This is a genomic window from Lonsdalea britannica (assembly GCF_003515985.1).
Lineage (GTDB): Bacteria > Pseudomonadota > Gammaproteobacteria > Enterobacterales > Enterobacteriaceae > Lonsdalea > Lonsdalea britannica.
Genome location: NZ_CP023009.1, coordinates 2,341,207 through 2,366,505 on the forward strand (window position 1 = coordinate 2,341,207; position 25,299 = coordinate 2,366,505).

Below are 25,299 nucleotides of genomic sequence, written 5' to 3' on the forward strand. Positions count from 1 at the left end.
TCATGCAGTATTCATGGAAAAAATGGCTGGCCGTAGTCACATTAAGCCTGGGAATGATCGCTGGGGCCTCCGCGGCGACCGATAAAGTTACGGTGTTCGCCGCGGCGTCGCTGACCAATGCGCTGCAGGAAATCGCAGATCATTATCAGCAAGAAAAGCAGGTTTCGATCGTGGCGTCGTACGCCTCGTCGTCGACGCTGGCGCGCCAAATAGAGCAGGGCGCGCCTGCCGATATCTTTATTTCCGCCGACCAGCAGTGGATGGATTACGCTCAGAACAAGCAGCTCATCGACAACGGCAGCCGCTATACGCTGTTGGGTAACGAACTGGTTGTTATCGCACCGAAAAACGCCGACGTGAAATCGATCGATATCAATGCCTCCACCCCATGGACGAGCCTGCTCAAGGGCGGCCGTCTGGCCGTCGGCGATCCGGACCATGTTCCTGCGGGTATCTACGCCAAAGAGGCGCTGCAAAACCTGAAAGCCTGGGACACCCTATCGCCGTTGATGGCTCGCGCCAGCGATGTGCGCGGCGCGTTAGCGCTGGTAGAGCGTGAAGAAGCGCCGCTGGGCATCGTTTATGGTTCAGACGCGGTCGCCAGCGCGAAAGTGAAGGTTGTGGGGACCTTCCCGGCCAGCAGTCATAAGCCGGTGGAATACCCGGTTGCTATCGTGAAAGATCACGACACGGCGGCGGCCAACGCCTTTTCTGACTACCTGAAAACGCCGCAGGCCGCGGACGTCTTCAAACGCTACGGTTTCACTCCGCGCTAATGGTGCTCAGCGACTATGAATGGCAGGCGATTCAGCTGAGTCTCAAGGTCTCGCTGTTAGCCGTGAGCGGTAGCCTGCCGCTGGGAATTCTGATGGCGTGGATTCTGGTGCGCTGTCGGTTTCCCGGCAAGTCGCTACTGGATAGCCTCATCCATCTTCCCTTGGTCCTGCCGCCGGTCGTTATCGGCTATCTGCTGCTGGTAGGCATGGGGCGCAAAGGTGTTATCGGCGCCTGGCTTTATGACTGGTTCGGCGTCAGTTTCAGCTTTAGCTGGCGTGGGGCGGCGCTGGCCTCTGCCGTGGTGGCGTTTCCTCTGCTGGTGCGGGCGATCCGCCTGTCACTTGAAACGGTGGATCCACGGCTTGAATTGGCCGCCCGCACGCTAGGCGCGCACCCGTGGCGCGTCTTTTTCACCGTCACGCTGCCCTTGACGTTGCCCGGCATTATCGTCGGCACGGTGCTGGCGTTCGCGCGCTCCTTAGGGGAGTTCGGCGCGACGATTACGTTCGTCTCTAATATCCCCGGTGAAACCCGCACTATTCCGCTCGCGATGTACACGCTGATCCAGACGCCCGGCGCGGAAACGCAGGCGGCCCGACTGTGCCTCATTGCTATCGTGCTGTCGCTCTTGGCGCTGTTGCTGTCGGAATGGTTGACCGGCTGGAGCCGGCGGCGACTGGGGGGATAATGCTGCAACTGGATTTCGCTCAGCAGTTGGGCGAGTTGTCGCTCAGCGTCACGTCGACTCTGCCCGCTAGCGGTATTTCCGCGATATTTGGCGTTTCCGGCGCGGGAAAAACGTCGCTGATTAACGCCATTGCTGGACTCACGCGGCCCGATAGCGGATATATTCAGCTCAACGATCGGGTGCTGGTGGATACCGAACGCCGTATTTTCCTGCCGCCCGAGCAACGCCGAATCGGCTATGTCTTTCAGGATGCGCGGCTGTTCCCCCATTATCGGGTCGCCGGCAATTTACGCTACGGTATGGCTCCCGCCATGCGCAGGCAGTTTGACGAAATCGTGCAGCTGCTGGGAATTGAACACCTGCTTAAACGTCATCCGCTGACCCTGTCGGGGGGAGAAAAGCAGCGGGTGAGCATTGGTCGGGCGTTGCTGACGGCGCCCGATTTGTTGCTGATGGACGAACCGCTGGCGTCGCTGGACGCGCCGCGCAAGCGGGAGTTATTGCCTTATCTTGAGCGGTTGGGACGAGAGGTGAAAACGCCGATCCTTTACGTCAGCCACAGCCTGGAGGAAATCTGGCGTCTGGCGGACCGTGTGGTGGTGTTAGATCAGGGCAAGGTCAAAACGCAAGGTGAGCTGGAAACGGTATGGGCCAGCAGCGCGTTGCGGCCCTGGCTGCCGCGCGAAGAGCAAAGCACTATCCTGAAGACGAACGTGTTGCAGCAGCATCCCCATTATCCGATGACTGCGCTTTCGCTAGGAGACCAGACTCTGTGGGTGCAGAAAGTTGACGCGCCGTTGAACAGCGCGCAGCGCATCCGCATCAACGCGGCGGATGTATCGCTGGTATTGGAACGGCCGACGGCGACCAGTATTCGCAACGTGCTGTCGGCGCGGGTGGCGGAGTGTCTGGAGGTCGGCGATCAGGTCGAGGTGAAACTGTGGGTCGGCGGTCAGGCCCTCTGGGCGAAAATCACCCCGTGGGCCAGAGATGAGTTGGGATTGTGCCCGGACCAACAGCTGTTTGCTCAGATTAAAAGCGTTTCGATTACGCCGTGATGCATGTTCTGGCACAGGCTACCGGCATGGCAGCCTGTGCGCTTTCCCATCAGAGGATCCGGTTCATGATCAGTTCCGCGATACCCGGTTCTTCGTTGTGACCGATCACGACATCCGCGCTTTCTTTAACCGCATCCGCGCTGTTACCCATCGCCACACCCAAACCGACCGTGGAAAGCATGCTGATGTCGTTGAAGTTGTCGCCGAAAGCGACGATATCCTGCATCTGCAACCCTTGCTCTTCGACCCAGCGGCGCAGTAGCTGGCCTTTGCTGTTGCCGGATTGTGCCACGTCTACCTGATCCTTCCATGACCATTCACAGGTCACGCCCAGCTCTTCTTCCACCTGCTGCGCGAAACCATTCAGGTGGGCATTGTCCGGATGGTGAGTGGCAAACTTCCAGATCTGCTGCGCGCGTGCGGTTTCTTCCTCCAGATTATCCACGTGGCGGAAATTCGGGCGTTGATCTACCGGCAGCGTTTCAGACCAGGCGAGCGCGCGGACGACGTGACCGGTCGGTTTTTCATACAGCATGTCGTCGTCGGCGTACATCAGACCGTGGATGTCGAACTGCTGCAGTTTTTTCAGCACGCCTCTGGCCTGCTCCGACGTCAGCGGTTGACCTTCCGAGATACGCTTTGTCTGATAATGATACAGATAAGAGCCGTTACAGCAGATAGCAGGTGTATCGAGCTCCAGCGCCTGATAAAAAGGGCGTATGGCCGAGTGATGACGACCGGAAACGATCAGTACCTTGATCCCGGCCTGCCGAGCCAGGGCCAGCGCTTTCATCGAAGCGGGCAGAATGGTTTTCTGTGCGGTAAGTAAGGTGCCATCCAGATCGAGGGCGATTGCGCGATAGGTCATCGTGATTTCTCTCGGGTTATAGGTAAACTTTCTCAGATGGTACACCGTAAGGAGAGGGCGCTGTAGGGCCAATTGCTTTCCCTTCGTTCTGTCAGCCAACCCTTACAGAACGTGAGCCATGTTACAACTGCGCCCGCATCGAGGTGAGGAGCGATAGGCCGTTCCGGTCTACTATTGATGTCTGAGTGCTAAGAAGCGCAATCCGCGTTTAAAGGAGAGTCTAATGCAGCAAGTGGTTTATACCGCCAGTCCCGAAAGCCAGCACATCCACGTGTGGCGGCTCAACAGCGAAGGCGAGTTGACGTTGTTACAGGTCGTTGAAGCTCCTGGACAGGTTCAGCCCATGGTGGTTGCGCCCGATAAACGGCACCTTTACGTTGGCGTACGTCCTTCGTTTCGCGCGATCAGCTACCGCATTGCGCCGGACGGAACGTTGACGCAGGCGGGTGAGGCAGCGCTGCCCGGTAGCCCAACGCATCTGTCTACCGACCACGAAGGACGTTATCTGTTCTGCGCGTCATACAGTAATGCCTGCGTCAGCGTCAGCCCGATTGGTAACGACGGCGTCGCGGGAGAGTTTATCCAGCAGCTGGATGGTCTGGAGGGCTGCCACTCTACCAATATCGATCCGGAGAATAAGGTGCTGTGGGCGCCTTGCCTGAAAGAAGATCGCATCCGTCTGTATGATCTGTCGTCAGCAGGCAAACTCAGCGAGCATCAGCCCGCCGATCTGCCTGCCGCTGCGGGAGCGGGTCCGCGTCACATGGTGTTCCACCCTAACAACCGATTCACGTACTGCGTTAACGAACTGGACAGTACGGTGGATGTTTTCGACATCAAAGATGCTGACGGCAATATCACCCGCGTGCAGACGCTGGATGTGATGCCGGAGGACTTCACCGGAACGCGCTGGGCGGCTGATATCCATATCACGCCGAACGGTCGTTTCCTGTATACCACCGACCGCACTGCCAGCGTGGTCAGCATTCTCGGGGTGTCGGAGGACGGTAGCCATCTGACGCTGATCGGCCATCAGCCGACGGAGATCCAACCGCGCGGTTTCAATATCGACAACAGCGGTCAGTTCCTGATTGTGGCGGGTCAGAAGTCGCACTATATCGAGGTCTATCAGATCAACGCGGAAGGGGGGCATCTGCAGCCGCTGTCGCGTTATGCGGTAGGGCAGGGACCGATGTGGGTCACGATTCTGGCGTTGGATTAAGCTTGAAGTGATACAAGAAAACCCGGTTCGGATAAGATCCGCGCCGGGTTTATGCATTATCCGCGGTATTCGATGATAGACAGCCCGGCGTTGTAGTCGGTGCTGTACACAATCCCCTCTGCATCCACAAACACGTCGCATGACTGAATGACGCGCGGGCGTCCGGGACGCCGGTCCATCATACGGTCTGGCGCGGCGGGCACCAGCGCGCCGGTTTCCTTGGGATGATAGGGGTTGCTGATGTCGTAAACGCGTACGCCTGCGTTCTGGTAGGTCGCGAAGATGAGCGTTGAGCTGATGAAACTGCCGGGACGGTTTTCATGCAGGTTATGCGGCCCGAAATGCGCGCCTTTCTTCACATAATCCACTTCGTTCGGCTGGGGGAAGGTCGCGATGCTGACCGGGTTGGTCGGCTCGCGAATATCAAAGACCCAGATCAGCTTTTCCCCGTCTTCCTGATTGTCCAGCACCGCTTCGTCCAGCACGATCAGTAAATCGCGATCCGGCAAGGGTAGCGCGGTGTGCGTGCCGCCGCCGAAGGGCGGACTCCAGTTACGATGACTGATCAGCTGCGGCTGCGTGCGGTCGCTGACGTCCAGCAGCGTCAGTCCGCCGTCGCGCCAGCTGCCGTAAGCCGTATCGCCGCTGACGATAGCGTGATGCAGCGCGTAGCGCTTCCCGTCCGGCCAGTCAGGCGTTTCGCCGGCGGCGGTGTGCATACCCGGTAGCCAGTAACGGCCAGCGACTTCCGGTTTACGCGGATCGGCCAGATCGATGGTCAGGAAAATATAGTCGCTGTAGCCTTCCAACAGAGCGGAGACGTAAGCCCAGCGTCCGCCGACGTACCAGATGCGATGGATGCCGATGCCGTTCAACGGCAGGAAGCCGATCTCCTGCGGTTTGTCAGGGCGAGAGATATCAAAAATCCGCAGACCCGCGCTCCAGGTATTGCCTTGTTGGCGCGTATCCACCGTTTCGGCTACGGAGCGGGTGTAATACACCTTTTCCTCGGCGAAGTTTGCATCGGCAAACAGATCACGGGCGTTGACGACAAGTAACAGATCGTCATGCGTTTGCAGGTGGATATTCCAGGTGCCCGGCGGGGCGGGGATAAACCCCACCGTTTTGGGGTTGATGGGGTCGCGAACGTCGACGATGGAAACGCCCTGCGACACCATATGGCCGATATACGCGTAGCCCCGATGAACCATCACCTGTACGCCATCAGAGCGTCCGCCCTGATCGCTGTGGCCGATGAGCCGCATATTGCGGCTGTAATCGGGGGTGGGCAAAGGTGCTGATGCCATAACTCGCCTCCGTTATTTTGCTTTTGCAGCCAGTGTAGCAAACCACGGGGCGATGAAATCATCGGTCTGACCCCAGCCCGGAATAATCTTGCCAAGGCTGGCGACATTGACCGGACCCGGCTGGCTTGCCAGCAGCGCCTGCGGAATTGAGGCGGCGGTAAATTCGTAGGTGGCAGGCGTTGGCTCGCCGGCGATTTTGTTCGCGACCAGTCGCAAGTTCACTTTACCGATCAGTTTCGGGTCCACGGCGACGCTGACTTTCCACGGGCTTGAGGCTTCACGCATCAACTGCAGATCCTGATTGGAGATGTCGATGCTGTAGAGCTTGATTTCTGTCCGACCGTTCTCTTTAAGCGCTTTGTAAGCGCCCTGGCTGAAGGCATCCCAGGTTCCCCAGATCGCATCGATTTTCCCTTTCGGGTATTTCGCCAATACCGCGCCGACTTTGTTGGCGGTGTCGCCCTGCACGTCGGAAGAGACGGCGCCGATGGATTCCAGCTCTTTAATGCCGGGATTGGCTTTCAGCAATTGCTGGTAGGCCGCCTGACGGCGTTCCATCGGCGGGAATCCGGCTACCCACAGCTTGATGATATTGGCTTTGCCGTTGAAATCTTTAACCAATTGTCCGAAGGACTCCTTGGTCAGAGAGGCGTCATCCTGTTGGGTGACGGTAACGCCGGGAATATCTCGATTCACCGCGGTGTCGAATACTGCGACCTTGATGCCGCTGTCCACGATGCGCTGCAACAGCTCGGTGGAGTAAGGATCACGCCCCTGAGACAGAATAATGCCGTCGTATTTTTGACTGATAGCCTGATTGACGAAGTCCTGGAAGCGGGCATCGTCGCCATTGCTCAGGAATGTGCTGACTTTGAAGCCGAGTTTTTTCCCTTCTTCCAGTACGCCGGAAACGAACTGAGTAGTGTTGTCATCGGAGCCCAAATTACGGATGACGGCGATACGCACCGGACCGTTATGGTTGGCTAGCGCGGCAGGCAGCGGAGCGAGAGTAGGGGTATTTTCTGCCAACGCAGGCAGCGCGATCGTCATGCTTAATGCCACTAACGCGGCGTGAAACTTCTTCATCATGGGCTCCTTGGTGGGAAATCGTGTTGCCAGTTTATGGATATCTTTATGTCTGGATGTCTATTTATCTGGATGAAGCATCATAGCGACAACGGTGAAAGGTGCAAAGAGCCCGCGTTATGTTTTTTGGTTTTATCTTATAACGGGTTGTTCGCGAGGTTTGAGAGCAGGGCGTAGCGTAAAAGGAGAATGCAGCAGAGGCGTAAATTGCGGCTCCCGCTCAGCGACGGCGGGAGCTAGATTGAGGCTTATTTAGCGAAGAAAGAAACGCCCTGACCGACGTTGCAGCGATAGCTTAGCGCCGTGCCGCGCTGTTGCAGGCTGGGCAGATCGTACATGTAGGTCGTGAAATTGACGATGTTATCCGGCAGCACCTGATAGCGCATAAACTGCTGAATGGGTTTGCCGTCGTTCGCCACCGTAAAGTGTTCATCGCTGAACGACAGAGTATTGTCTCCGGTCAAGCGATAGGCCTGAATGCGCAGACCGCCACGGGTCTGGCTGGCGACGGCGCCATTCTGCGGCGTACATTGTGAAAGGTCGATACTGACGGCCACTTCACTTCCCTCATTCAGTGCATTGATGAGGGTTGACTGGCTAGTGAGAGGCTTGGCAGCGCAGGCGCTAGCGGCGACGGTCAATAAAGATACGGTTAAAAACAACGGGGTCATACGAGACATAAACGTCCTCCTTGATGTGAATAAAATCCCTGTAAATCGTATTAGCTCCAAGAGCATAGACGCATCTGGCGGCCCGAGCCTAGACCTTTACGGCTTATACGTTTAAAGCACTAACAAAAAACATTAAAAAAAAATCTATTAGGCCCCTCGGAAAACTAAATCAGGAATTCTCCGATCTCGGTTTATCCGCCACCAGTTTTGCAGCGACGTCACCATCGATGTGTGTTCGGTTAACGCGCTCCAGAGTGGCGCGGGATAAATCTTGGAAATCAGCAGAGAAATGCAGACCGAAGGGCGTTCAAGCGACAGGGAGAATCAAAGAGGGGAGTAAAAACAGGCTGAGCCGAAGCCCAGCCTGACAATAATTATTTCACCAACATACCCGGCTGTGCGCCGCTGTCCGGGCTCAGCAGGAAGATGTCTTTTCCGCCGGGGCCTGCCGCCATCACCATGCCTTCGGAAATACCGAAACGCATCTTACGCGGTGCAAGGTTCGCGACCATGATCGTCAGGCGGCCTTCCAGTAGGGCCGGATCGGGATAGGCTGCGCGGATCCCCGAGAAGACCTGACGCGTTTCGCCGCCCAAATCTAAAGACAGACGCAGCAGCTTGTCCGAACCGTCCACCAGCTCCGCTTTTTGAATCAGCGCGATACGCATATCGACCTTGTCGAAATCGTTGAACGTGATGGTGTCCTGAATCGGATTGTCCGCCAGCGGTCCGCTGACCGGCGCGGCGGCGGCGGCGATATCCTGCTTGGAATCTTCAACCATCGCTTCGATGTTTTTCGGATCGATACGGTTGAACAGCGCCTTGAACGGATTAACCTGATGGCCCAGCAGCGGTTGAGCCAGCGCATCCCACTGCAGATCCGTGTTCAAGAATGCCTCGGCACGTTCGGCCAGCGAAGGCAGTACCGGCTTGAGGTAGGTCATCAAGACGCGGAACAGGTTGATACCCATTGAACAGATCGCGTGCAGGTCGGCATCACGGCCTTCTTCCTTCGCCACGACCCACGGCGCCTGCTCGTCGACGTAGCGGTTGGCCAGGTCGGCCAGCGCCATGATTTCACGAATGGCTTTGCCGGATTCACGGCTGCTGAAGGCGTCGGCAATGCTGTCGGCCGCGTCGGTAAAGGTTTTGTACAGCGCCGGGTCGGCCAGCGTATCGGCCAGCTTGCCGTCAAAACGCTTATTGATGAAGCCCGCGTTACGTGAAGCCAGGTTGACGACTTTGTTGACGATGTCGGCGTTCACGCGTTGTACGAAGTCTTCCAGGTTAAGGTCGATATCGTCAATGCGGGAAGAGAGCTTCGCGGCGTAGTAGTAACGCAGGCAGTCGGCGTCCAGATGCTTCAGGTACGTGTCTGCTTTGATGAAGGTGCCGCGAGATTTGGACATCTTCGCGCCGTTCACCGTCACGTAACCGTGGACAAACAGGTTGGTCGGCTTACGGAAGTTACTGCCTTCCAGCATGGCGGGCCAGAACAGACTATGGAAGTAGACGATATCTTTGCCGATGAAATGATAGAGATCGGCGTCAGAGTCTTTATGCCAGTAATCGTCGAAATTCAGATCGTCGCGCTTGTCGCACAGGTTCTTGAATGAACCCATGTAGCCGATCGGCGCATCCAGCCAGACGTAGAAGTATTTGCCCGGCGCATCCGGCACTTCGAAGCCGAAGTAGGGCGCGTCGCGGCTGATGTCCCACTGTTGCAGACCGGAGTCGAACCACTCCTGCATTTTGTTCGCGACCTGATCCTGCAGCGCGCCAGAGCGCGTCCAGGCTTGCAGCATGTCGCTGAAAGCGGGCAGATCAAAGAAGAAGTGTTCGCTGTCACGCATGACCGGCGTCGCGCCGGAAATCGCCGATTTCGGATCGATCAGCTCGGTTGGCGTATAGGTCGCGCCGCACACTTCGCAGTTGTCGCCATACTGATCCGCCGCTTTACATTTCGGGCAGGTTCCCTTCACAAAGCGGTCCGGCAGGAACATGCTTTTTTCCGGGTCGAACAGCTGGGAAATCGTGCGGCTCTTGATATAGCCGTTTTCTTTCAGGCGACGATAAATCAGCGTAGACAGCTCGCGGTTCTCTTCGCTGTGCGTGGAGTGATAGTTGTCGTAGCTGATGTTGAAGCCCGCGAAATCCTGCTGATGCTCCTGACTGACGGCCGCAATCATCTCCTCCGGCGCGATCCCTAACTGCTGAGCCTTCAGCATGATAGGCGTACCGTGGGCGTCATCCGCACAGATGAAATTAACCTGGTTGCCGCGCATTCGCTGATAACGAACCCAAATATCCGCCTGAACGTGTTCAAGCATGTGGCCGAGGTGGATAGGACCGTTAGCATAAGGCAGCGCGCACGTTACCAGAATTTTTTTTGCGACTTGAGTCATAGTGGGGAACTTGCTTGTTAATGAGTGAGAAAGAGCCACGATGTTAACCGATAGCGGCGCGGTGCGTAAACCTGTTCTGGATGCGGCTTCACGTGCGCTAGCCCGCGACAAACGGCGCTCAGGCAGCGCTTGAAAAGACTTTGTTCCGTGCCGGTACGCCCGTTCGCGGCGTTCTGTTATGCTTAAAGCCGTGTTCTGATTAATGACAAAATTTCAAGGAGCCGGGATGAAAGATAACCTCCCCGGGCACAGCCCTGACGCGCTGCACGAGACGGTGAGCCGCGTACTTGCCGCCTTTACACACCCGACGTTGAATAAAGATCTGATGGCGCTCAACGCGCTGCATCACTGCGCGCTGCTGGATGACGTGCTGCACATTGAGCTTGTGATGCCTTTTGTCTGGCTGAGCGGGCTTGAGGTGCTGAAGGAGTCGGTCAGCGACGAACTGCTGCGTCTCACCGGCGCGAAAAGCGTGGAGTGGCGGCTGACGCACGCGATTGCCACGTTGAGCCGAGCGAACAATCAGCCCGGCGTCAAAGGCGTGAAAAACATCGTGGCGGTCAGCTCCGGCAAAGGCGGCGTCGGCAAGTCCAGCACTGCCGTGAATCTGGCGCTGGCATTGGCGGCGGAAGGCGCGAACGTGGGGATCCTCGACGCGGATATCTACGGGCCGTCCATTCCTACCATGTTGGGAACGACGCATGAACGGCCAACATCGCCGGACGGCGAGCATATGACGCCGATTGTGGCGCACGGCATCGCCTCCAACTCCATCGGCTATCTGGTCACGGATGACAATGCCATGGTGTGGCGCGGGCCGATGGCCAGCAAAGCGCTATTGCAGTTATTGCAGGATACGCTGTGGCCCGATCTCGACTATCTGGTGTTGGATATGCCGCCGGGGACGGGCGATATCCAGCTGACGCTGGCGCAGAACGTGCCGGTGACTGGCGCTGTGGTGGTCACCACGCCGCAGGACATCGCGCTGGTGGATGCGATGAAAGGCATCGCCATGTTCGAGAAAGTGAAGGTGCCGGTTCTGGGTATCGTTGAAAACATGAGCGTGCATATCTGTAGCCACTGCGGTCATCTGGAGCCTATTTTCGGCACGGGCGGCGCGCAAAAGCTGGCGGAAAAATATCACTGTGCGCTGCTGGGCCAACTGCCTCTGCACATCGCTTTACGTGAAGATCTCGATCGCGGCGAACCGACCGTGGTCAGCCAGCCCGACAGCGAGTTTACCTCGCTCTATCGCGAGCTGGCCGGGCGGGTCGCCGCACAGCTGTACTGGCAAGGCGAAGTCATCCCCACTGAAATCGCGTTTCGCGCGCTATAACGCGCCATTCCTGTTCGCGTCCTGCTCGGACGCGAACCCCTCTCCCGCTTAGTGCTGGCGTGAAAGCGGCTAACTCCCTATAATTGCGGCGTTCAGACACCCTATGCGGTGTGTCCCTTCTTTTATTTTTCGTAAACCAGGTCTTTATTGCCATGACTGACAAGTCTCACCAGTGTGTCATTATCGGGATTGCCGGAGCCTCTGCATCCGGTAAAAGTCTCATAGCCAGTACCCTTTACCGTGAGTTGCGTGAACAGGTGGGCGATGAACATATTGGTGTCATTCCGGAAGACTGCTATTACAAGGATCAAACCCATCTGACGATGGAAGAGCGGGTGAAAACCAACTATGACCACCCCAGCGCCATGGACCACAATCTGCTGTTACAGCATCTGAGAATGCTGAAGGGCGGACAGGAAATCGCGCTGCCGCAGTACAGTTATGTGGAGCACACCCGCCTTGAAGAAACGGTGCTTCTCGAGCCGAAGAAAGTCATTATTCTGGAAGGCATTCTGCTGCTGACCGATGCCCGTCTGAGGGGCGAACTCAACTTTTCCATCTTTGTCGATACGCCGCTGGATATTTGCCTGTTGCGCCGTATGCGTCGCGACGTCAACGACCGAGGTCGTTCGATGGACTCCGTGATGGCGCAGTACCAGAAAACTGTACGTCCGATGTTTTTGCAATTCATTGAACCGTCTAAGCAATATGCGGACATCATCGTACCGCGCGGGGGTAAAAACCGCATCGCTATCGATATTTTGAAGGCGAAAATCAGCCAGTTCTTTGAATAAACTGTTACGAGCAGGCGCTGCCGCCCTCGGTCACTCAGAACCGACGGCAGCGGAGTAACCTGTCTAAATCCTGAGCGGAGAAAATGATGAGACTGTGCGATCGCGATATTGAAAACTGGCTGGATGATGGTCGGCTGGTGATTACGCCACGTCCCCCCGCAGAACGTATTAACGGCGCCACGGTAGATGTGCGTCTGGGAAATCAGTTCCGCGTCTTTCGCGGTCATACCGCGGCTTATATCGACCTGAGTGGTCCGAAAGACGAAGTCAGCGCGGCATTGGATCGCGTGATGAGCGACGAAATCAATCTGCCGGAAGGCGAAGCCTTTTTCCTGCATCCGGGAGAGCTGGCGCTGGCGGTGACGTTGGAATCGGTGACTCTGCCGGACAATCTGGTCGGCTGGCTGGATGGCCGTTCCTCGCTGGCGCGTCTGGGGCTGATGGTGCATGTGACCGCGCACCGCATCGATCCGGGCTGGCAGGGCCGGATCGTGCTGGAGTTCTATAATTCAGGGAAGCTGCCGTTGGCGCTCCGTCCCGGCATGATGATCGGCGCGCTCAGCTTTGAACCGCTGTCAGGCCCGGCGGCTCGGCCTTATAACCGACGTCAGGACGCCAAATACAAAGATCAGCAAGGCGCGGTGGCTAGCCGGATCGACAAAGACTAAGTCACAGACGCCGCCGCCTGATGCAGCCCGAATATCAATGAGGATGGCATGAAAAGACTCTTTACCGCGCTGGTTATTCTGCTGGTGGTGCTTGCCGCTGGCATGAGTGCGTTAGTCGTGCTCATCAACCCGAATGATTTTCGCGGCTACATGACTCGTCAGGTGGCGGCCCGGAGCGGCTATCAACTGAAGATGGACGGCGATCTGCGTTGGCACGTCTGGCCGCAGCTGAGCATTCTGTCCGGCGGGATGTCTCTGAGCGCGCCGGGCGCTCAGGCGCCGATTGTCAGCGCTGAGAACATGCGTCTGGACGTCAAGCTATGGCCTTTGCTGTCCCATCGGCTGGAAGTTAAGCAGGTCATGCTGAAAGGGGCGGTGGTCCGGCTCACCCCGGAAAGTCAGCCGAAAAAAAGCAATCAGCCGATTGCCCCGCCGGGATCGTCCGAACCGGATATCGGCAGCGGCTGGCGTTTCGACATAGGGCGCATAGACGTCGCCGACAGTCTGCTGATTATGCAGCAGGAAAATGGCGAACAGCTCAATCTGCGCGACATCAATGTGCGTATGACGCGCGGCGGCCCCAATGAGGCGCAGCTGACGTTATCCACCCGCATTAACCGCGACCAGCGCGATCTCTCTCTGTCGGGTTCGTCGGTGCTGGATATGCGTGAGTTTCCTCAGCGGATCAGCGCGCGCATCGACCGTCTGGATTATCAGCTGCAAGGCGCCGGGCTGCCTGCGAGCGGTATCACCGGCACAGGCTCTATGCAGGCCACTTACCAACGTCAGCCGGAAAAAGTTACCGTCAGCCAGTTTGCTCTGAGCGCTAATCAAAGCCAGTTAAGCGGAACCGCGGCCTATACGTCAGGGGTTGTGCCGGATTATACGGTCGACCTGCGCTCGGCGCAGCTGGATTTGGACACGCTGCTGGGACTGACTCAAAACGATGACGATACGGCCGATGCGGACAAAGCGTCCGCCGTGAAACCGGTTATCTCCAGCGATGTTTCGCCGCAGCTGGCGAACAGCGGGCTGCGTAATTTCACCGCGCATTTCGCGTTGCGCGCTGACACTCTGATCTACCGCGGCGTCAAGATGAACCAGTTCAGCGTGAGCGGTGCCAATCAGCGGGGTAAAGTGACGGTTGCCGAGCTGAGCGGCCAAGTAGGCGAAGGCCATTTTTCACTGCCGGGAACGCTGGATATTGATGCCTCTCCGGCGATTAACGTGCAGCCTGAACTGGAGAACGTCGAGTTAACCGATCTGATGCGGGTACTGACGTTGCCGGAAACGCTGAGCGGCACATTTACGATGCAGGGTAAATTCAGCGGTGACAGCCTCACCGTGCCGGCAATGCTGTCCAAATGGCAGGGCAACGCCGCGCTACAGGCGAGCCGCCTGCGGCTGTATGGGCTGAACATTCCGCGCATGATCCAGCAGGCGGTGGAACGTAACAGCAATGGGGTTCAAGGGCAAAGCGGCGACGAGCATTACACCGAGATGCAGCAGATTACCGGTCAGGCCCGCCTGAATGCCGGGAAACTGCGGATGTACAATTTGGACGGGCGCTCGCAGATTCTGGCGGTCGGCGGGGAAGGGTTGCTGGATCTGCCTGCCCAAAGCTGTGACATCAATCTCAGCGTGCAGGTGATTGATGGTTGGCAGGGCGACGACCGCGTGGTACAGCTGTTGAAAAATACCCGGATTCCTTTCCGTCTGTATGGTCCGTTCGATAATCTGAACTATCAGTTACCGGTCGACCAGATGTTGCGTAAGCGTCTGCAAGACGAGCTGAAGCAACAGATCAACGACTGGTCGAAGAAGAACCAGCCTGACTGATATACCTGAGGCCAGCCGGTGACGGCGCGGCCTCAGGGTTTTTCCTCTCAGCCCACTTCATCATATATGTCACCCGATTTCGGGTATAACTCCGTTACCCGAATAACGGGCATCTGCTAGGCTTTTCCTTTCACGCCACGGCGTCGGGGCACAGTCTCCTCCACCACGCCGGTTTCATATCCTCGAACGAGTGAGAAACAGGCATCAGCGCCACATCTTCCTGCTGGTCAAATACCCCAGTCAGCAGAGCGAGAGTGGGCGCATCGTCAATCGCGCCTAGCGAACTGCCGCAGCGGGCGCAAAAGGCCCGGCTTGAGGCTTCGGAAGAACGATACAGGGACGGCTGACCTCCTTCGCCCGTCCAGGCAACATCCGCGGATGCAAACTCCAGCCAGACGACCGTCTGGCCCCCTGTCTGTTTCTGACAGATATCGCAGGAGCAGGAGTGCGCTTTGGCGGGATTCAGCGCCTTGAATTGGATATAACCGCATAGACATCCCCCGGATAGTTCGGCTGCCATCGTCGTGATTCCTCATCGGTCAGTAATGTAGAGGCAATGTAGCAAAAATGGTTTGCTCCCACTATGTGTGGCGTTGCGTAGAGGCGCTGGGGAGTAATGGGCGTCATCGCAGGAAAGCGATCTCGCGGGGCATGATAGTCGGACTTGAAGCTGTGAGGCAGTGCGCCGCTCAGTGAGCGGCGCAGGGGACGGTGTCGTCGGCCCTAAACTGAAGGGATTAGACCTCGTACTCTATTTCGTTGTCGTCCTGTGGGATCACCAACACCTTGATAATGCGGTGGCTTTCTACGGACAGCACCCGGAACAACACGTTATCGATGCGCACCTCGTCGCCTTCTTCCGGTATTTTTTGCGTATGTTCCATCAACAGGCCAGCCAACGTATGGAACTCGCGTTTCTCTTCCAGTTTCAAAGGGACGTACATCAGCAAATCTTCAACCGGCAGATAGCCGTTGGCGATAAGCGTGCCGTTTTCATTCATCTGAATATCGTGGCGCGCGTCCAGCTCTTCTCCTTCCAGCGGCAGGTTGCCCGCGATGGTTTCCATCACGTCGCTCAGCGTCACAATGCCTTCGACCGAGCCGAACTCATCCACAATAAACGCGAAATGCGTATGCGCTTCGCGGAACTGCTCAAGCGCAGACAACAGCGAGAGTTGCTCCGGGAAGACCAGCGGTTGCCGGATGAGGGTTCTCAGGTCCAGAGGCTCGCCGTTTAACTGCTGACGCAGCAGCTCAATGACATGCACGACGCCGAGGGGTTCATCCGACACATTACTGTCGGTAACGACCAGGCGGGTATGCGAATTTTTTTCCATCAGCGCGGGAAGGTTTTCCGGCGCGGTATTGATATCAACGTTTTCGATATCATGACGGGAAGTCATGATGCTGCCCACGGAACGCTGGGACATCCCGAGCACGCGCTCGATCATCCGCTGTTCCTGCTGATTGAAGACCTGCTGGCTGTCGGCATCGGTGCTGTCGGCGTGGGTCGTGGTTTCTCGATCCCCGTCTTCCTGCTCGCCGCGCAGCAGTTTCAGCACCGCTTCAGCCGTGCGCTGACGCAGCGGCATGGCCGAAGAGAGGAAACGGCGTCGATTAAACATCGCTACCTGATTCAGCATCTCTATCATGACGGAGAAGCCGATCGCCGCGTAGAGATAGCCTTTGGGGATGTAGTAGCCGAAAGCTTCCGCCACCAGACTGAAGCCGATCATCAAAAGGAAGCTCAGACACAGAATAACGATGGTGGGGTGGGCGCTGACGAAACGGGTAAGCGGCTTACTGGCCAGCAGCATCAGGCCGATGGCGATGGTCACTGCGGCCATCATGACCAATAAATGGTCGGTCATACCGACGGCGGTGATCACCGAATCCAGTGAGAAGATCGCGTCAAGCACCACAATTTGCGCCACCACGGGCCAAAAGCGCGCGCCTTTACGTTGATTTTGCTGATCCTCGTCTTTGCCTTCGAGCCGTTCGTTGAGCTCCATCGTTCCTTTAAAGAGGAGGAATAGGCCGCCGATCAGTACGATAAGATCGCGTGCGCTGAATTCTTGTCCCAGCATGGAGAACAAGGGCGAGGTCAGTGTGACCAGCCAGGAGAGTGAAGAGAGTAGAACGAATCGCATCAGCAGTGCTAATGACAAGCCGACGACCCTTGCGCGATCCCTTAATTTTTCCGGCAGTTTTTCAGCAAGAATTGCGATGAACACCAGATTATCAATGCCCAACACCAGCTCCAGCACCACCAACGTGGCCAGACCGGCCCAGATTGTTGGATCGACCATCCATTCCATAATCGGAAATTACCTCTATTAACATCATGTATTTAATAACCGGATAGGTTATCAGGACACACCCCATCCCACCAGACATTGTGCCCCTGCGGGCTAATTCCTCACGTGGGCGAAGCGTGGTTATAGGAATAAACCTAGGGGAAAGAAAAACCGAAGGTGCTATCTTCCGGTAACAAATATTATTTAAGGATTTATTTAGTTATGGCTAATAAACCCACCTCTTTCAAGCTTAAATACGGACTTAATATCGTGTTTTTGCAACGAATCAGGGGCGTCTGCCAAAAATAAAGAGGGGCGTTATAGCCATTATCCGAAAATGGCGTTGTCGTCGATATTCACCTTGTCATCAGGAATTATTTTTCCCTATGCTTTTGAAGCGTGAATAAGGTTTATTTATTCATGAATTGAATTCTATTTTCGGGTGTTTTTCCTATTGATTTTACAGATAGCACACAGAATTTATGTTTGCCTTAAAGAAAGAAATGTATTTAGCGGATTGGTTGCTGCAAGCCAAGGGCGGTAGCGTACCTAAATCTGGGTAATTAAATAACTTTTGTCGGTAACTTTAATTACTTTTTGAGGGTTATCATTAAGCTGTTCTAATGTTTTATTCGGGCCGTGAATGTCCGTCTCTTAATCAAGAGCCAGCAACAAACACAACCTTAATAGGGTTAATGAACGGAGTGGAAACACAATTGATGATAAGAAGAAGGAAAGTGATGTATTGGGCAGAAACATGCCGTAATCTGATATTTCCAAGCCTTAACGCTAATAGAACTTTCTTATTTCACAAACATGACAGTTTTTTCTTATAACTGGTGCGCCCTTTACTTCCATTATTGAAAAGCGATGGCATAACAGGATGATAAACCTAAAAATGAGATTAGTTCCGCTGCTTGTTTCGACGATATTACTGGGAGGGTGTACGGTTATTCCGGGTTCGCACCTCTCGATCTCCGATAAAGAAGTGGTGGAACAGCCGGATGACGATTTCAATATCAGCAAACTGGTGAATGTATACCCGATTACCCCTTCATTAATTGATCGTCTTCGGACCAAACCTGTCATTGCACAGGCTAATCCGCACCTGGAGCAAGAGCTGCAAAGTTACGAATATCGCATTGGCGTGGGCGATGTCCTGATGGTGACGGTCTGGGATCATCCTGAACTGACCACGCCGGCGGGGACATACCGTAGCGCCAGCGATACCGGCAACTGGGTCCACTCTGACGGCACCATCTTCTACCCCTATATCGGCAAGGTGAAGGTGGCGGGCAAGACGGTCAGCGAAGTGCGCGGCGAGATTATGCGTCGCCTGGCGCAGTACATCGAATCGCCGCAGGTTGAAGTCAGCATTGCGGCGTTCCGCTCGCAGAAAGCTTACGTTACGGGCGAAGTCTCCAAGTCGGGTCAACAGGCTATCACCAACGTGCCGTTGACCATCCTTGACGCCATCAACAGCGCGGGTGGCCTGACCACTAACGCCGACTGGCGCAACCTGATTCTGACTCATGACGGTAAAGACGAGCGGATTTCGCTGCAGGCGTTGATGCAGAACGGCGATCTGTCCCAGAACCGGTTGTTGTATCCGGGCGATATTCTGTTTATCCCGCGCGATGATGATTTGAAAATCTTCGTGATGGGCGAAGTCAACAAACAGACTACGTTGAAAATGGACCGCAGCGGCATGACGCTGACCGAAGCGTTGGGCAATGCGGAAGGGATGAACCAGTCCTTCGCCGATGCGACCGGGGTGTTCGTTATCCGTCCGTTGCATGGCACCCAGGGGCCGAAGTTGGCGAACATCTACCAGTTGAATACGTCGGATGCGACCTCGCTGGTCATGGGTTCCGAATTCAAATTGCAACCTTATGACGTGGTGTATGTCACGACGGCGCCGGTGGCGCGTTGGAACCGTCTGATCACGCAGCTGGTGCCGACGATTGGCGGGTTCAACGATCTCAGCGAAGGCTCGTTGCGTATCCGCAACTGGCCCTAGGAGTTAGGAAGCGATGTTTGATTCCATTCTGGTGGTCTGTGTCGGCAACATCTGCCGCTCTCCGACGGGGGAGCGGTTATTGAAGCAGGCGCTTCCGGACAAGACAGTGGCCTCGGCCGGACTGGGCGCGCTGGTCGGCAAACCCGCGGACAGAGTGGCAACGGAAGTCGCGGCCGGGCATGGCTTGTCGCTGGAGGGGCATAGCGCGCGTCAGCTGACCGGCGCGCTGTGCCGCCAGTTTGACCTGATTCTGGTGATGGAGAAGGGCCACATTGATGCGGTTGGCCGTCTTGCGCCGGAAGTGAGAGGGAAAACCATGCTGTTCGGCCATTGGCTGAACCAGCAGGAAATCGACGACCCTTACCGTAGAAGTCGTGAAACGTTTGAAATGGTATACACCCAATTAGAACAGTCTGCCCATCAATGGGCGCAGGCACTGAGCCGTTAACCTGCAGGGATTAAGATGTCAGAGAAAATTGCCGTGAAAACATCTGAAATTGATAAATCAGACGATGTCGATTTGGGCCGTTTACTGGGAACAATGCTGGATAACCGCTGGCTTATTATCAGCGTCACCACCATTTTTACTGTTCTCGGCATTCTCTATGTATTAATGGCGACGCCGATATATCGCGCCGACGCGTTAATTCAGGTGGAGCAGGATGCGGGAGACAGTCTCTTGAAAGATGTCTCTAGTATGTTGCCGGACGCCAAGCCGCAATCTGCCGCTGAGATTGAATTAATCAAATCCCGGATGGTGATTGGGAAAACTGTTCAGGACTTATCGTTGGACACGGAGGTGGAGCAAAAATACTTCCCAGGCATCGGTAAAGGCCTTGCGCGTATTATGAATCAGAAGTCGGGAAATATCGCCATTTCGCGCCTGCAAGTCCCCGGCATATTAATGAATAAAATGCTGACGCTGGAAGTGCTGGATGGCGGGCGCTATCACCTGACCGACAGCGACGGCCGCGTTGATATTACGGGGAAAGTCGGACAGCTGGAAAGTCACGACAGGGTTTCTATTCTGGTCAGTGATATTGAAGCGCCGGAAGGAACGGAATTCAACGTACGTAAATTGGACGAGCTGACGGCGATTAATAAAACGCTCAATGCGCTGGCGGTGGCGGATAAAGGCAAAGATACCGGCGTATTATCCCTGACGCTGGAAGGCGTTAACCCGGAGCTGACGCAAAAGATTCTGGACAGCATCGCCAATAATTATCTGCAGCAGAACGTTGAACGGAAATCGGCGGAAGCGGCGAAAAGTTTGGAGTTCCTCAAAGGCCAGTTGCCTATTGTACGAACCTCGTTGGATGAGGCGGAAAATAAGCTGAATCTGTTCCGCCAGCAGAATGATTCTGTGGATCTCTCGCTGGAAGCGAAGTCCGTGCTGGATACGATTGTGGGCGTTGAGTCTCAGTTGAACGAGCTGACCTTCAAAGAAGCGGAAATTTCCAAGCTCTACACCAAGGAGCATCCGGCGTACCGCGCCCTGATGGAAAAACGCAAAACGCTGGAAGATGAGCGGAACAAGCTGAACAAACGCGTCAACAGCATGCCCAAGACGCAACAGGAAATTCTGCGGTTGACGCGTGACGTCAACGTCGGTCAGGAAGTCTATGTCCAACTGATGAATAAACAGCAGGAACTCAGCATCAACAAGGCCAGCACCGTCGGCAACGTGCGGATCATCGACTCTGCGATGGTGGAAATGAGCCCGGTGAAACCGAAGAAAGCGCTGATGGTGTTGCTGTCTATCATCCTTGGCGCCATGGTATCCGTCGCTTTCGTTGTGCTCAAAACCGTACTGCATAAAGGGATTGAAAACCCAGAGCAGTTGGAAGAGCTGGGCGTCAACGTTTACGCCAGCGTGCCGCTGTCCGAATGGCAGCAGAAGAAAGATCGTGAAACGGCCGTCAGACACAAACGCGGCAGCCCTATGGTTCCGGCGCTGCTGGCGATGGGCAATCCGACCGATCTGGCGATCGAAGCGATCCGAAGTCTGCGCACCAGCCTGCACTTCGCCATGATGGAAGCGAAAAATAACGTGCTGATGATTTCGGGCGCCAGTCCCGGTATCGGCAAGTCTTTCATCAGCGCCAACCTGGGGGCGGTCGTCGCCCAGTCGGGTCAGCGCGTGCTGGTGGTGGACTGCGACATGCGCAAAGGCTATGCCCACCAGCTGATGGGGACGAGCGGCGACAAAGGGTTGTCAGATATTCTGTCTGGACAGCTTGCCGCAGAAACCACGGTGCGTCAGACGGCGCAGGAAAATCTGAGTTTTATTCCACGTGGTCAGATCCCGCCGAACCCGTCGGAACTGTTGATGCACAATAACTTCTCCCGTTTCCTGGGGTGGGCAAGTGAAAACTTCGACATCGTTCTGCTGGATACGCCGCCGATTCTGGCGGTGACCGACGCGGCGATCATCAGTCGTCAGGTGGGCACGTCGCTGCTGGTGGCGCGTTTCCTGGTGAACACGCCGAAAGAGATCGAAGTCAGTATCCGCCGTTTCGAGCAAAACGGTACTGACATCAAAGGCGTGATCTTGAACGCTGTTGTGAAACGCGCGGCCAGCTATTACGGAGATGGCAGTTACAACTACTATGCGTATGAATATAAGTCGGATAACTAACGACCGCTGATTGAGCGGCAGGCGTATATCCGACGTCGAAGGGTCTGGAAGCCCTATTGCTTGGCGGCTTCCAGACCGCACCGCTGCGATATCGCCGTCCGACGCCTGCCACCCTCCTATCTGTCGTTCATTTTATTTAGAGCGTATTCGCTAATGTCTATAGCCATTGAAAGTAACGCCCCGGCAGTGAACTATAGGGAAGGTGCTCTGACATCGACATTGCGTTGGCTGATCGCTGCCCTGTTTATCGCCACGCCGTTAAACCCCTATATCAGTGACATGACCGTATATTTATGGCTGCCATTGGTGTTCTTGGATTTCCAGTTTCTTGCGCGACTCAAAAAGGTCACGTTAAAACCGACGCTGTTCATCCTGCTGTTTCTCAGCTTTTGTCTGATGATTGGACGTATTGATATTGCAGTCAAAGGCACGGCTATCAGCCTCGGCGTCATTTATCTGATCAAAGTGGGTAAGCCAATTGTCGACAAGATCTTCGTCTGCCTGATCTTTTCCGCGCTGTGGTGCGTGTTGCAATTTATCGCTTTCCAATTTGGACAAGAGTATTCCGCCATGCTTGGCCCCAGCGCGATATCGACGCTCATCTGGGGTGCCTATGCGACAGAGACTTACACGAACCAATATGTCGTCTTCTTCCTTCCGCGTATGTCGGGGTTATCCCGAGAGGCTGGCTTCTTTGTATCGCTGCTGCTGATTACCTTTATCATCAGAGCAAGAGATAAAAAGCTGACCAAAAAAGAGATACTGATTTTTATTCTGGCCTTTATGTTCAGCCTGTCCAAAGTCTCTCTGGTGCTGTTTATCTTCCTGTTTCTGTATTTGCTGCGGCATTACATTCGAAAAATACCCGTCAACATCACGATTATGGCGTTTATTTTTCTGTCAGTTTGCCTGGCGCATTACCTGAATGTGGGGTCGCCGGATTACTTTTACGATCATGAATCTTTCGCTCACCGTTTCTCTCCGTCCTATTTATTGACGGATATGAAGCTGCCTAACCTGCTATTTGGTTGCGATAGGGAATATGAGTGTTTCAACAGCAGCCAGCCGATCATCGGTTTCTTCGAGCCTAAAGGACTCAAACCCAATATTGGCCTGTCGGGCATTTTGGTGGAAATGGGCGTATTTGGACTGATGACGATCTTTCTGGCTTCCGTGTTATTGAAACTGGATAGCTATGATATGGGGATCCTGATCTGTTTCACGCAGACCGTCACGCTCTTCACCGTCGATAGCTTCATTATCCTCACGTATTACTACATCATCACGAACAAACAATATCGTTAGGGATGATACCGATACTTTTAACCAGACCATCAGGGTGATCATGTGATTTTTGTCAATGCCAGGTTCCTGACTCAGGATATTACCGGGGTGCAGCGCTTTGCAGAAGAACTGAGCCTGTCGCTGAATACAATGAGGGATGACGTGATGTTTTTAGCGCCGCGCGATATATTGCGACACGATGTCGCTAAACAGCTCAACGTCAAAATCATCGGTAAAAACAGCGGCCATGCGTGGGAGCAATATGATCTTCCCCGTTATCTCAAGCACAACGGCTCGCCTTTATTAGTTAATTTATGCAGCACTGCACCGGTATTTTATAAAAACAAGATTGTGACGCATCACGATGTCACTTATAAACGCTATCCGCAGAGTTACTCCAAGAAATTCAGGCTGCTGTATAACACCTTAGTCCCGCTGATGATTAAAAATTCGCATAAGCTGATTACCGTCAGCGAATTTTCCAAGCTGGAGTTGGGTAAATACTACCATGTGGATCCTCATAAAATCGCGGTGGTTTACAATGCGGTCAGCGGCAAATTTAGCGGTAATGCTAAAGTCAGCGCGGACGCGGGCCATGATGCGTATTTGCTGGCGGTCTCTTCTCCGAATTATCACAAGAACTTCCACAGTCTGATCGAAGCTTTCAGCCAATTGGACAATAAAGACATCACCTTGAAAGTGGTGGGGGGCGGCTCAGGCAGTTTTAAAAAGCAGAGTTATCTGCAAAAACTCGACCAAAACCGTATTCAATTCGTCGGCCGCGTCAGCGATGACGACCTGCTGGCGCTTTACCGCAACGCCACCGCGTTTATTTTCCCGTCGTTGTATGAAGGCTTCGGTATTCCCCCTCTGGAAGCTCAGGCATGCGGTTGTCCGGTGATTTCCTCCAATGCAGCCTCCATGCCGGAAGTATTAGGCGATAGCGCGACGTTTTTTTCGCCATTAAACATTCAAGATATGCGTGAAAAAATCGCTTCGGTCATTTCTGAGCCTGATTTGAGGAGTTCTCTTATTCAAAAGGGATATCAAAATATAGAAAGATTCTCCTGGAATAAATCCGCAGAACAATTGAGTCAAATTATTGATGGCGTTTTAGTTAAACGCTGATTATTTTTTATTTTTAGGGAGATGAATATGTCAGATAACTACAAAGTAGGGATCGTGACGGACTGGCTGGTGACCTATGCAGGTGCTGAGAAAGTTCTCAAAGAAATGCTGGCAGTTTATCCCAAAGCGGAACTTTACTCAGTCATCGATTTCTTTGATGAAAAAAGTCGTGAGTTAATTGCTAATAAACAGGCAACAACCACCTTTATTCAAAAATTCCCCAATGCGAAAAAAAACTATCGGAAATATCTGCCTTTCATGCCATTAGCCATTGAGCAATTAGATATGTCAGGCTATGACGTTGTTTTATCTAGTAGCCATGCGGTCGCGAAAGGGATTCTTACCGGGCCAGATCAATTACATATCAGTTATGTGCATTCGCCTATTCGTTATGCCTGGGACTTACAGCACCAATATTTAAGAGAGTCCGGACTGAATAAAGGGCTAAAAGGTTTTATCGCCAAAGTCCTATTGCACAAGATGCGTCTTTGGGATTACCGTACTGCCAACGGCGTAGATCATTTTGTGGCGAACTCTCAATTTATCGCCAGAAGAATAAATAAAATCTATCGCCGAGAAGCCGATGTGATTTATCCGCCGGTTGATATTTCAAGCTTTGAGTTTTCAGAAAATAAAGAAGAGTTCTATTTAACGGCGTCTCGTCTGGTTCCCTATAAAAAGGTTGACCTGATTGTCGATGCATTTTCCAAAATGCCAAATAAAAAGCTCTTGGTCATTGGTGATGGGCCCGATATGGCCAAAGTGAAGTCTTTAGCGAAATCGAATATCGAACTGCTGGGTTATCAGAGCGATGCCGCCCTGATTGACTATATGCAGCGCGCGAAAGCGTTCGTTTTCGCGGCGGAAGAAGATTTTGGTATTTCCCCCGTCGAGGCACAGGCTTGCGGTACACCGGTGATTGCTTTCGGGAAAGGCGGTGCATTAGAAACCGTTCGTCCGTTAGGTGTGGATAAACCGACAGGCCTGTTTTTCAAACAGCAAACGGCGGAGTCGCTGTGCCAGGCGGTAAGCGATTTTGAACAACTGGATGGGAAGATCCGTGCAGAGGATTGCCGGGAAAATGCGCTACGGTTTTCCGTGAATAGATTTCAGCTTGAATTCGATAATTATGTAAAAAATAAATGGGAGCTTTTTGACGAGAGCAAAAAGATTATTTATTGAGACTGACTCATCAAACTAAATCTATATGAGA

General features: G+C 54.4%; 21 protein-coding genes. 14 read left to right on the forward strand and 7 right to left on the reverse strand.

Annotated features, from left to right (window positions below; genetic code table 11):
• Positions 1 to 2: 2 nt before the first annotated feature.
• The 3 genes from modA to modC are packed head-to-tail and all read left to right on the forward strand — an operon-like array spanning position 3 to position 2,523.
• Entirely contained in the window at positions 3 to 776 is a 774-nt protein-coding gene (gene modA, locus CKQ53_RS10770) for a molybdate ABC transporter substrate-binding protein (RefSeq protein WP_094117680.1), read from the forward strand.
• Positions 776 to 1,465 (forward strand): molybdate ABC transporter permease subunit, encoded by a 690-nt coding sequence (modB, locus tag CKQ53_RS10775; RefSeq protein ID WP_094117681.1) that lies wholly within the window; start codon positions 776 to 778, stop codon positions 1,463 to 1,465. The genes modA and modB overlap by 1 nt, the downstream gene beginning before the upstream one ends.
• Positions 1,465 to 2,523, forward strand: coding sequence for a molybdenum ABC transporter ATP-binding protein ModC (gene modC, locus CKQ53_RS10780; RefSeq protein ID WP_094117682.1), 1,059 nt, complete (start codon positions 1,465 to 1,467; stop codon positions 2,521 to 2,523). Before modB ends, modC begins: the two co-directional genes overlap by 1 nt.
• 49 nt (positions 2,524 to 2,572) lie before the next feature.
• Here the strand turns inward: modC and CKQ53_RS10785 are convergent, their stop codons facing one another.
• Positions 2,573 to 3,391 (reverse strand): pyridoxal phosphatase, encoded by an 819-nt coding sequence (locus CKQ53_RS10785; RefSeq protein WP_094117683.1) that lies wholly within the window; start codon positions 3,389 to 3,391, stop codon positions 2,573 to 2,575.
• A gap of 223 nt (positions 3,392 to 3,614) precedes the next feature.
• Here CKQ53_RS10785 and pgl point away from each other — a divergent pair, with 223 nt between their 5' ends.
• A complete protein-coding gene (gene pgl, locus CKQ53_RS10790) occupies positions 3,615 to 4,613 on the forward strand; it encodes a 6-phosphogluconolactonase (protein ID WP_094117684.1) in 999 nt (332 codons plus the stop codon).
• A gap of 56 nt (positions 4,614 to 4,669) precedes the next feature.
• On the opposite strand, the gene CKQ53_RS10795 is transcribed toward pgl, so the two are convergent.
• The 4 genes from CKQ53_RS10795 to metG all read right to left on the reverse strand — a co-directional run bounded on the left by CKQ53_RS10795 (position 4,670) and on the right by metG (position 10,082).
• Positions 4,670 to 5,920, reverse strand: coding sequence for an LVIVD repeat-containing protein (locus CKQ53_RS10795; protein WP_094117685.1), 1,251 nt, complete (start codon positions 5,918 to 5,920; stop codon positions 4,670 to 4,672).
• 12 nt (positions 5,921 to 5,932) lie between these two features.
• Positions 5,933 to 7,006, reverse strand: coding sequence for a sugar ABC transporter substrate-binding protein (locus tag CKQ53_RS10800; protein ID WP_094117686.1), 1,074 nt, complete (start codon positions 7,004 to 7,006; stop codon positions 5,933 to 5,935).
• Positions 7,007 to 7,254: 248 nt separating this feature from the next.
• Entirely contained in the window at positions 7,255 to 7,686 is a 432-nt protein-coding gene (locus CKQ53_RS10805; RefSeq protein WP_118894979.1) for a VirK family protein, read from the reverse strand.
• A gap of 365 nt (positions 7,687 to 8,051) precedes the next feature.
• Complete coding sequence (gene metG / locus CKQ53_RS10810; RefSeq protein WP_094117687.1) at positions 8,052 to 10,082, reverse strand: methionine--tRNA ligase; 2,031 nt, start codon at positions 10,080 to 10,082, stop codon at positions 8,052 to 8,054.
• 226 nt (positions 10,083 to 10,308) lie between these two features.
• Here metG and apbC point away from each other — a divergent pair, with 226 nt between their 5' ends.
• The 4 genes from apbC to asmA all read left to right on the forward strand — a co-directional run bounded on the left by apbC (position 10,309) and on the right by asmA (position 14,719).
• The gene (apbC, locus tag CKQ53_RS10815) at positions 10,309 to 11,418 is read left to right on the forward strand and encodes an iron-sulfur cluster carrier protein ApbC (protein ID WP_094117688.1); all 1,110 of its coding nucleotides are present in this window, start codon (positions 10,309 to 10,311) and stop codon (positions 11,416 to 11,418) included.
• A 152-nt stretch (positions 11,419 to 11,570) separates the two neighbouring features.
• Entirely contained in the window at positions 11,571 to 12,212 is a 642-nt protein-coding gene (gene udk / locus CKQ53_RS10820; protein WP_085652678.1) for a uridine kinase, read from the forward strand.
• Positions 12,213 to 12,298: 86 nt separating this feature from the next.
• Positions 12,299 to 12,880, forward strand: coding sequence for a dCTP deaminase (gene dcd / locus CKQ53_RS10825; RefSeq protein ID WP_085652677.1), 582 nt, complete (start codon positions 12,299 to 12,301; stop codon positions 12,878 to 12,880).
• Between the two features lie 48 nt (positions 12,881 to 12,928).
• Positions 12,929 to 14,719 (forward strand): outer membrane assembly protein AsmA, encoded by a 1,791-nt coding sequence (gene asmA, locus CKQ53_RS10830; RefSeq protein WP_094117689.1) that lies wholly within the window; start codon positions 12,929 to 12,931, stop codon positions 14,717 to 14,719.
• Between the two features lie 130 nt (positions 14,720 to 14,849).
• On the opposite strand, the gene CKQ53_RS10835 is transcribed toward asmA, so the two are convergent.
• The gene (locus CKQ53_RS10835) at positions 14,850 to 15,239 is read right to left on the reverse strand and encodes a GFA family protein (protein WP_094117690.1); all 390 of its coding nucleotides are present in this window, start codon (positions 15,237 to 15,239) and stop codon (positions 14,850 to 14,852) included.
• Between the two features lie 217 nt (positions 15,240 to 15,456).
• Positions 15,457 to 17,037 carry a TerC family protein gene (locus tag CKQ53_RS10840; protein WP_085652674.1) on the reverse strand — a complete coding sequence of 527 codons (1,581 nt, stop codon included), beginning with the start codon at positions 17,035 to 17,037 and terminating at the stop codon, positions 15,457 to 15,459.
• 862 nt (positions 17,038 to 17,899) lie between these two features.
• On the opposite strand from CKQ53_RS10840, the gene CKQ53_RS10845 reads away from it, so the two are divergent.
• The 6 genes from CKQ53_RS10845 (at position 17,900) to CKQ53_RS10870 (ending at position 25,268) form a co-directional block, all read left to right on the forward strand.
• Positions 17,900 to 19,036 (forward strand): polysaccharide export protein, encoded by a 1,137-nt coding sequence (locus CKQ53_RS10845; RefSeq protein WP_094117691.1) that lies wholly within the window; start codon positions 17,900 to 17,902, stop codon positions 19,034 to 19,036.
• 13 nt (positions 19,037 to 19,049) lie between these two features.
• Positions 19,050 to 19,484, forward strand: coding sequence for an arsenate reductase/protein-tyrosine-phosphatase family protein (locus tag CKQ53_RS10850; RefSeq protein WP_085652672.1), 435 nt, complete (start codon positions 19,050 to 19,052; stop codon positions 19,482 to 19,484).
• A gap of 15 nt (positions 19,485 to 19,499) precedes the next feature.
• The gene (gene wzc, locus CKQ53_RS10855; protein ID WP_118894981.1) at positions 19,500 to 21,674 is read left to right on the forward strand and encodes a tyrosine-protein kinase Wzc; all 2,175 of its coding nucleotides are present in this window, start codon (positions 19,500 to 19,502) and stop codon (positions 21,672 to 21,674) included.
• 153 nt (positions 21,675 to 21,827) lie between these two features.
• The gene (locus CKQ53_RS10860; protein WP_094117692.1) at positions 21,828 to 22,979 is read left to right on the forward strand and encodes a hypothetical protein; all 1,152 of its coding nucleotides are present in this window, start codon (positions 21,828 to 21,830) and stop codon (positions 22,977 to 22,979) included.
• 42 nt (positions 22,980 to 23,021) lie between these two features.
• Positions 23,022 to 24,086: a glycosyltransferase family 4 protein gene (locus CKQ53_RS10865; protein WP_094117693.1), complete on the forward strand. Its 1,065-nt coding sequence runs from the start codon at positions 23,022 to 23,024 to the stop codon at positions 24,084 to 24,086.
• 27 nt (positions 24,087 to 24,113) lie between these two features.
• On the forward strand, positions 24,114 to 25,268 hold the full coding sequence (locus tag CKQ53_RS10870) for a glycosyltransferase family 4 protein (protein ID WP_085652668.1): 1,155 nt from the start codon (positions 24,114 to 24,116) through the stop codon (positions 25,266 to 25,268).
• Positions 25,269 to 25,299 lie beyond the last annotated feature (31 nt).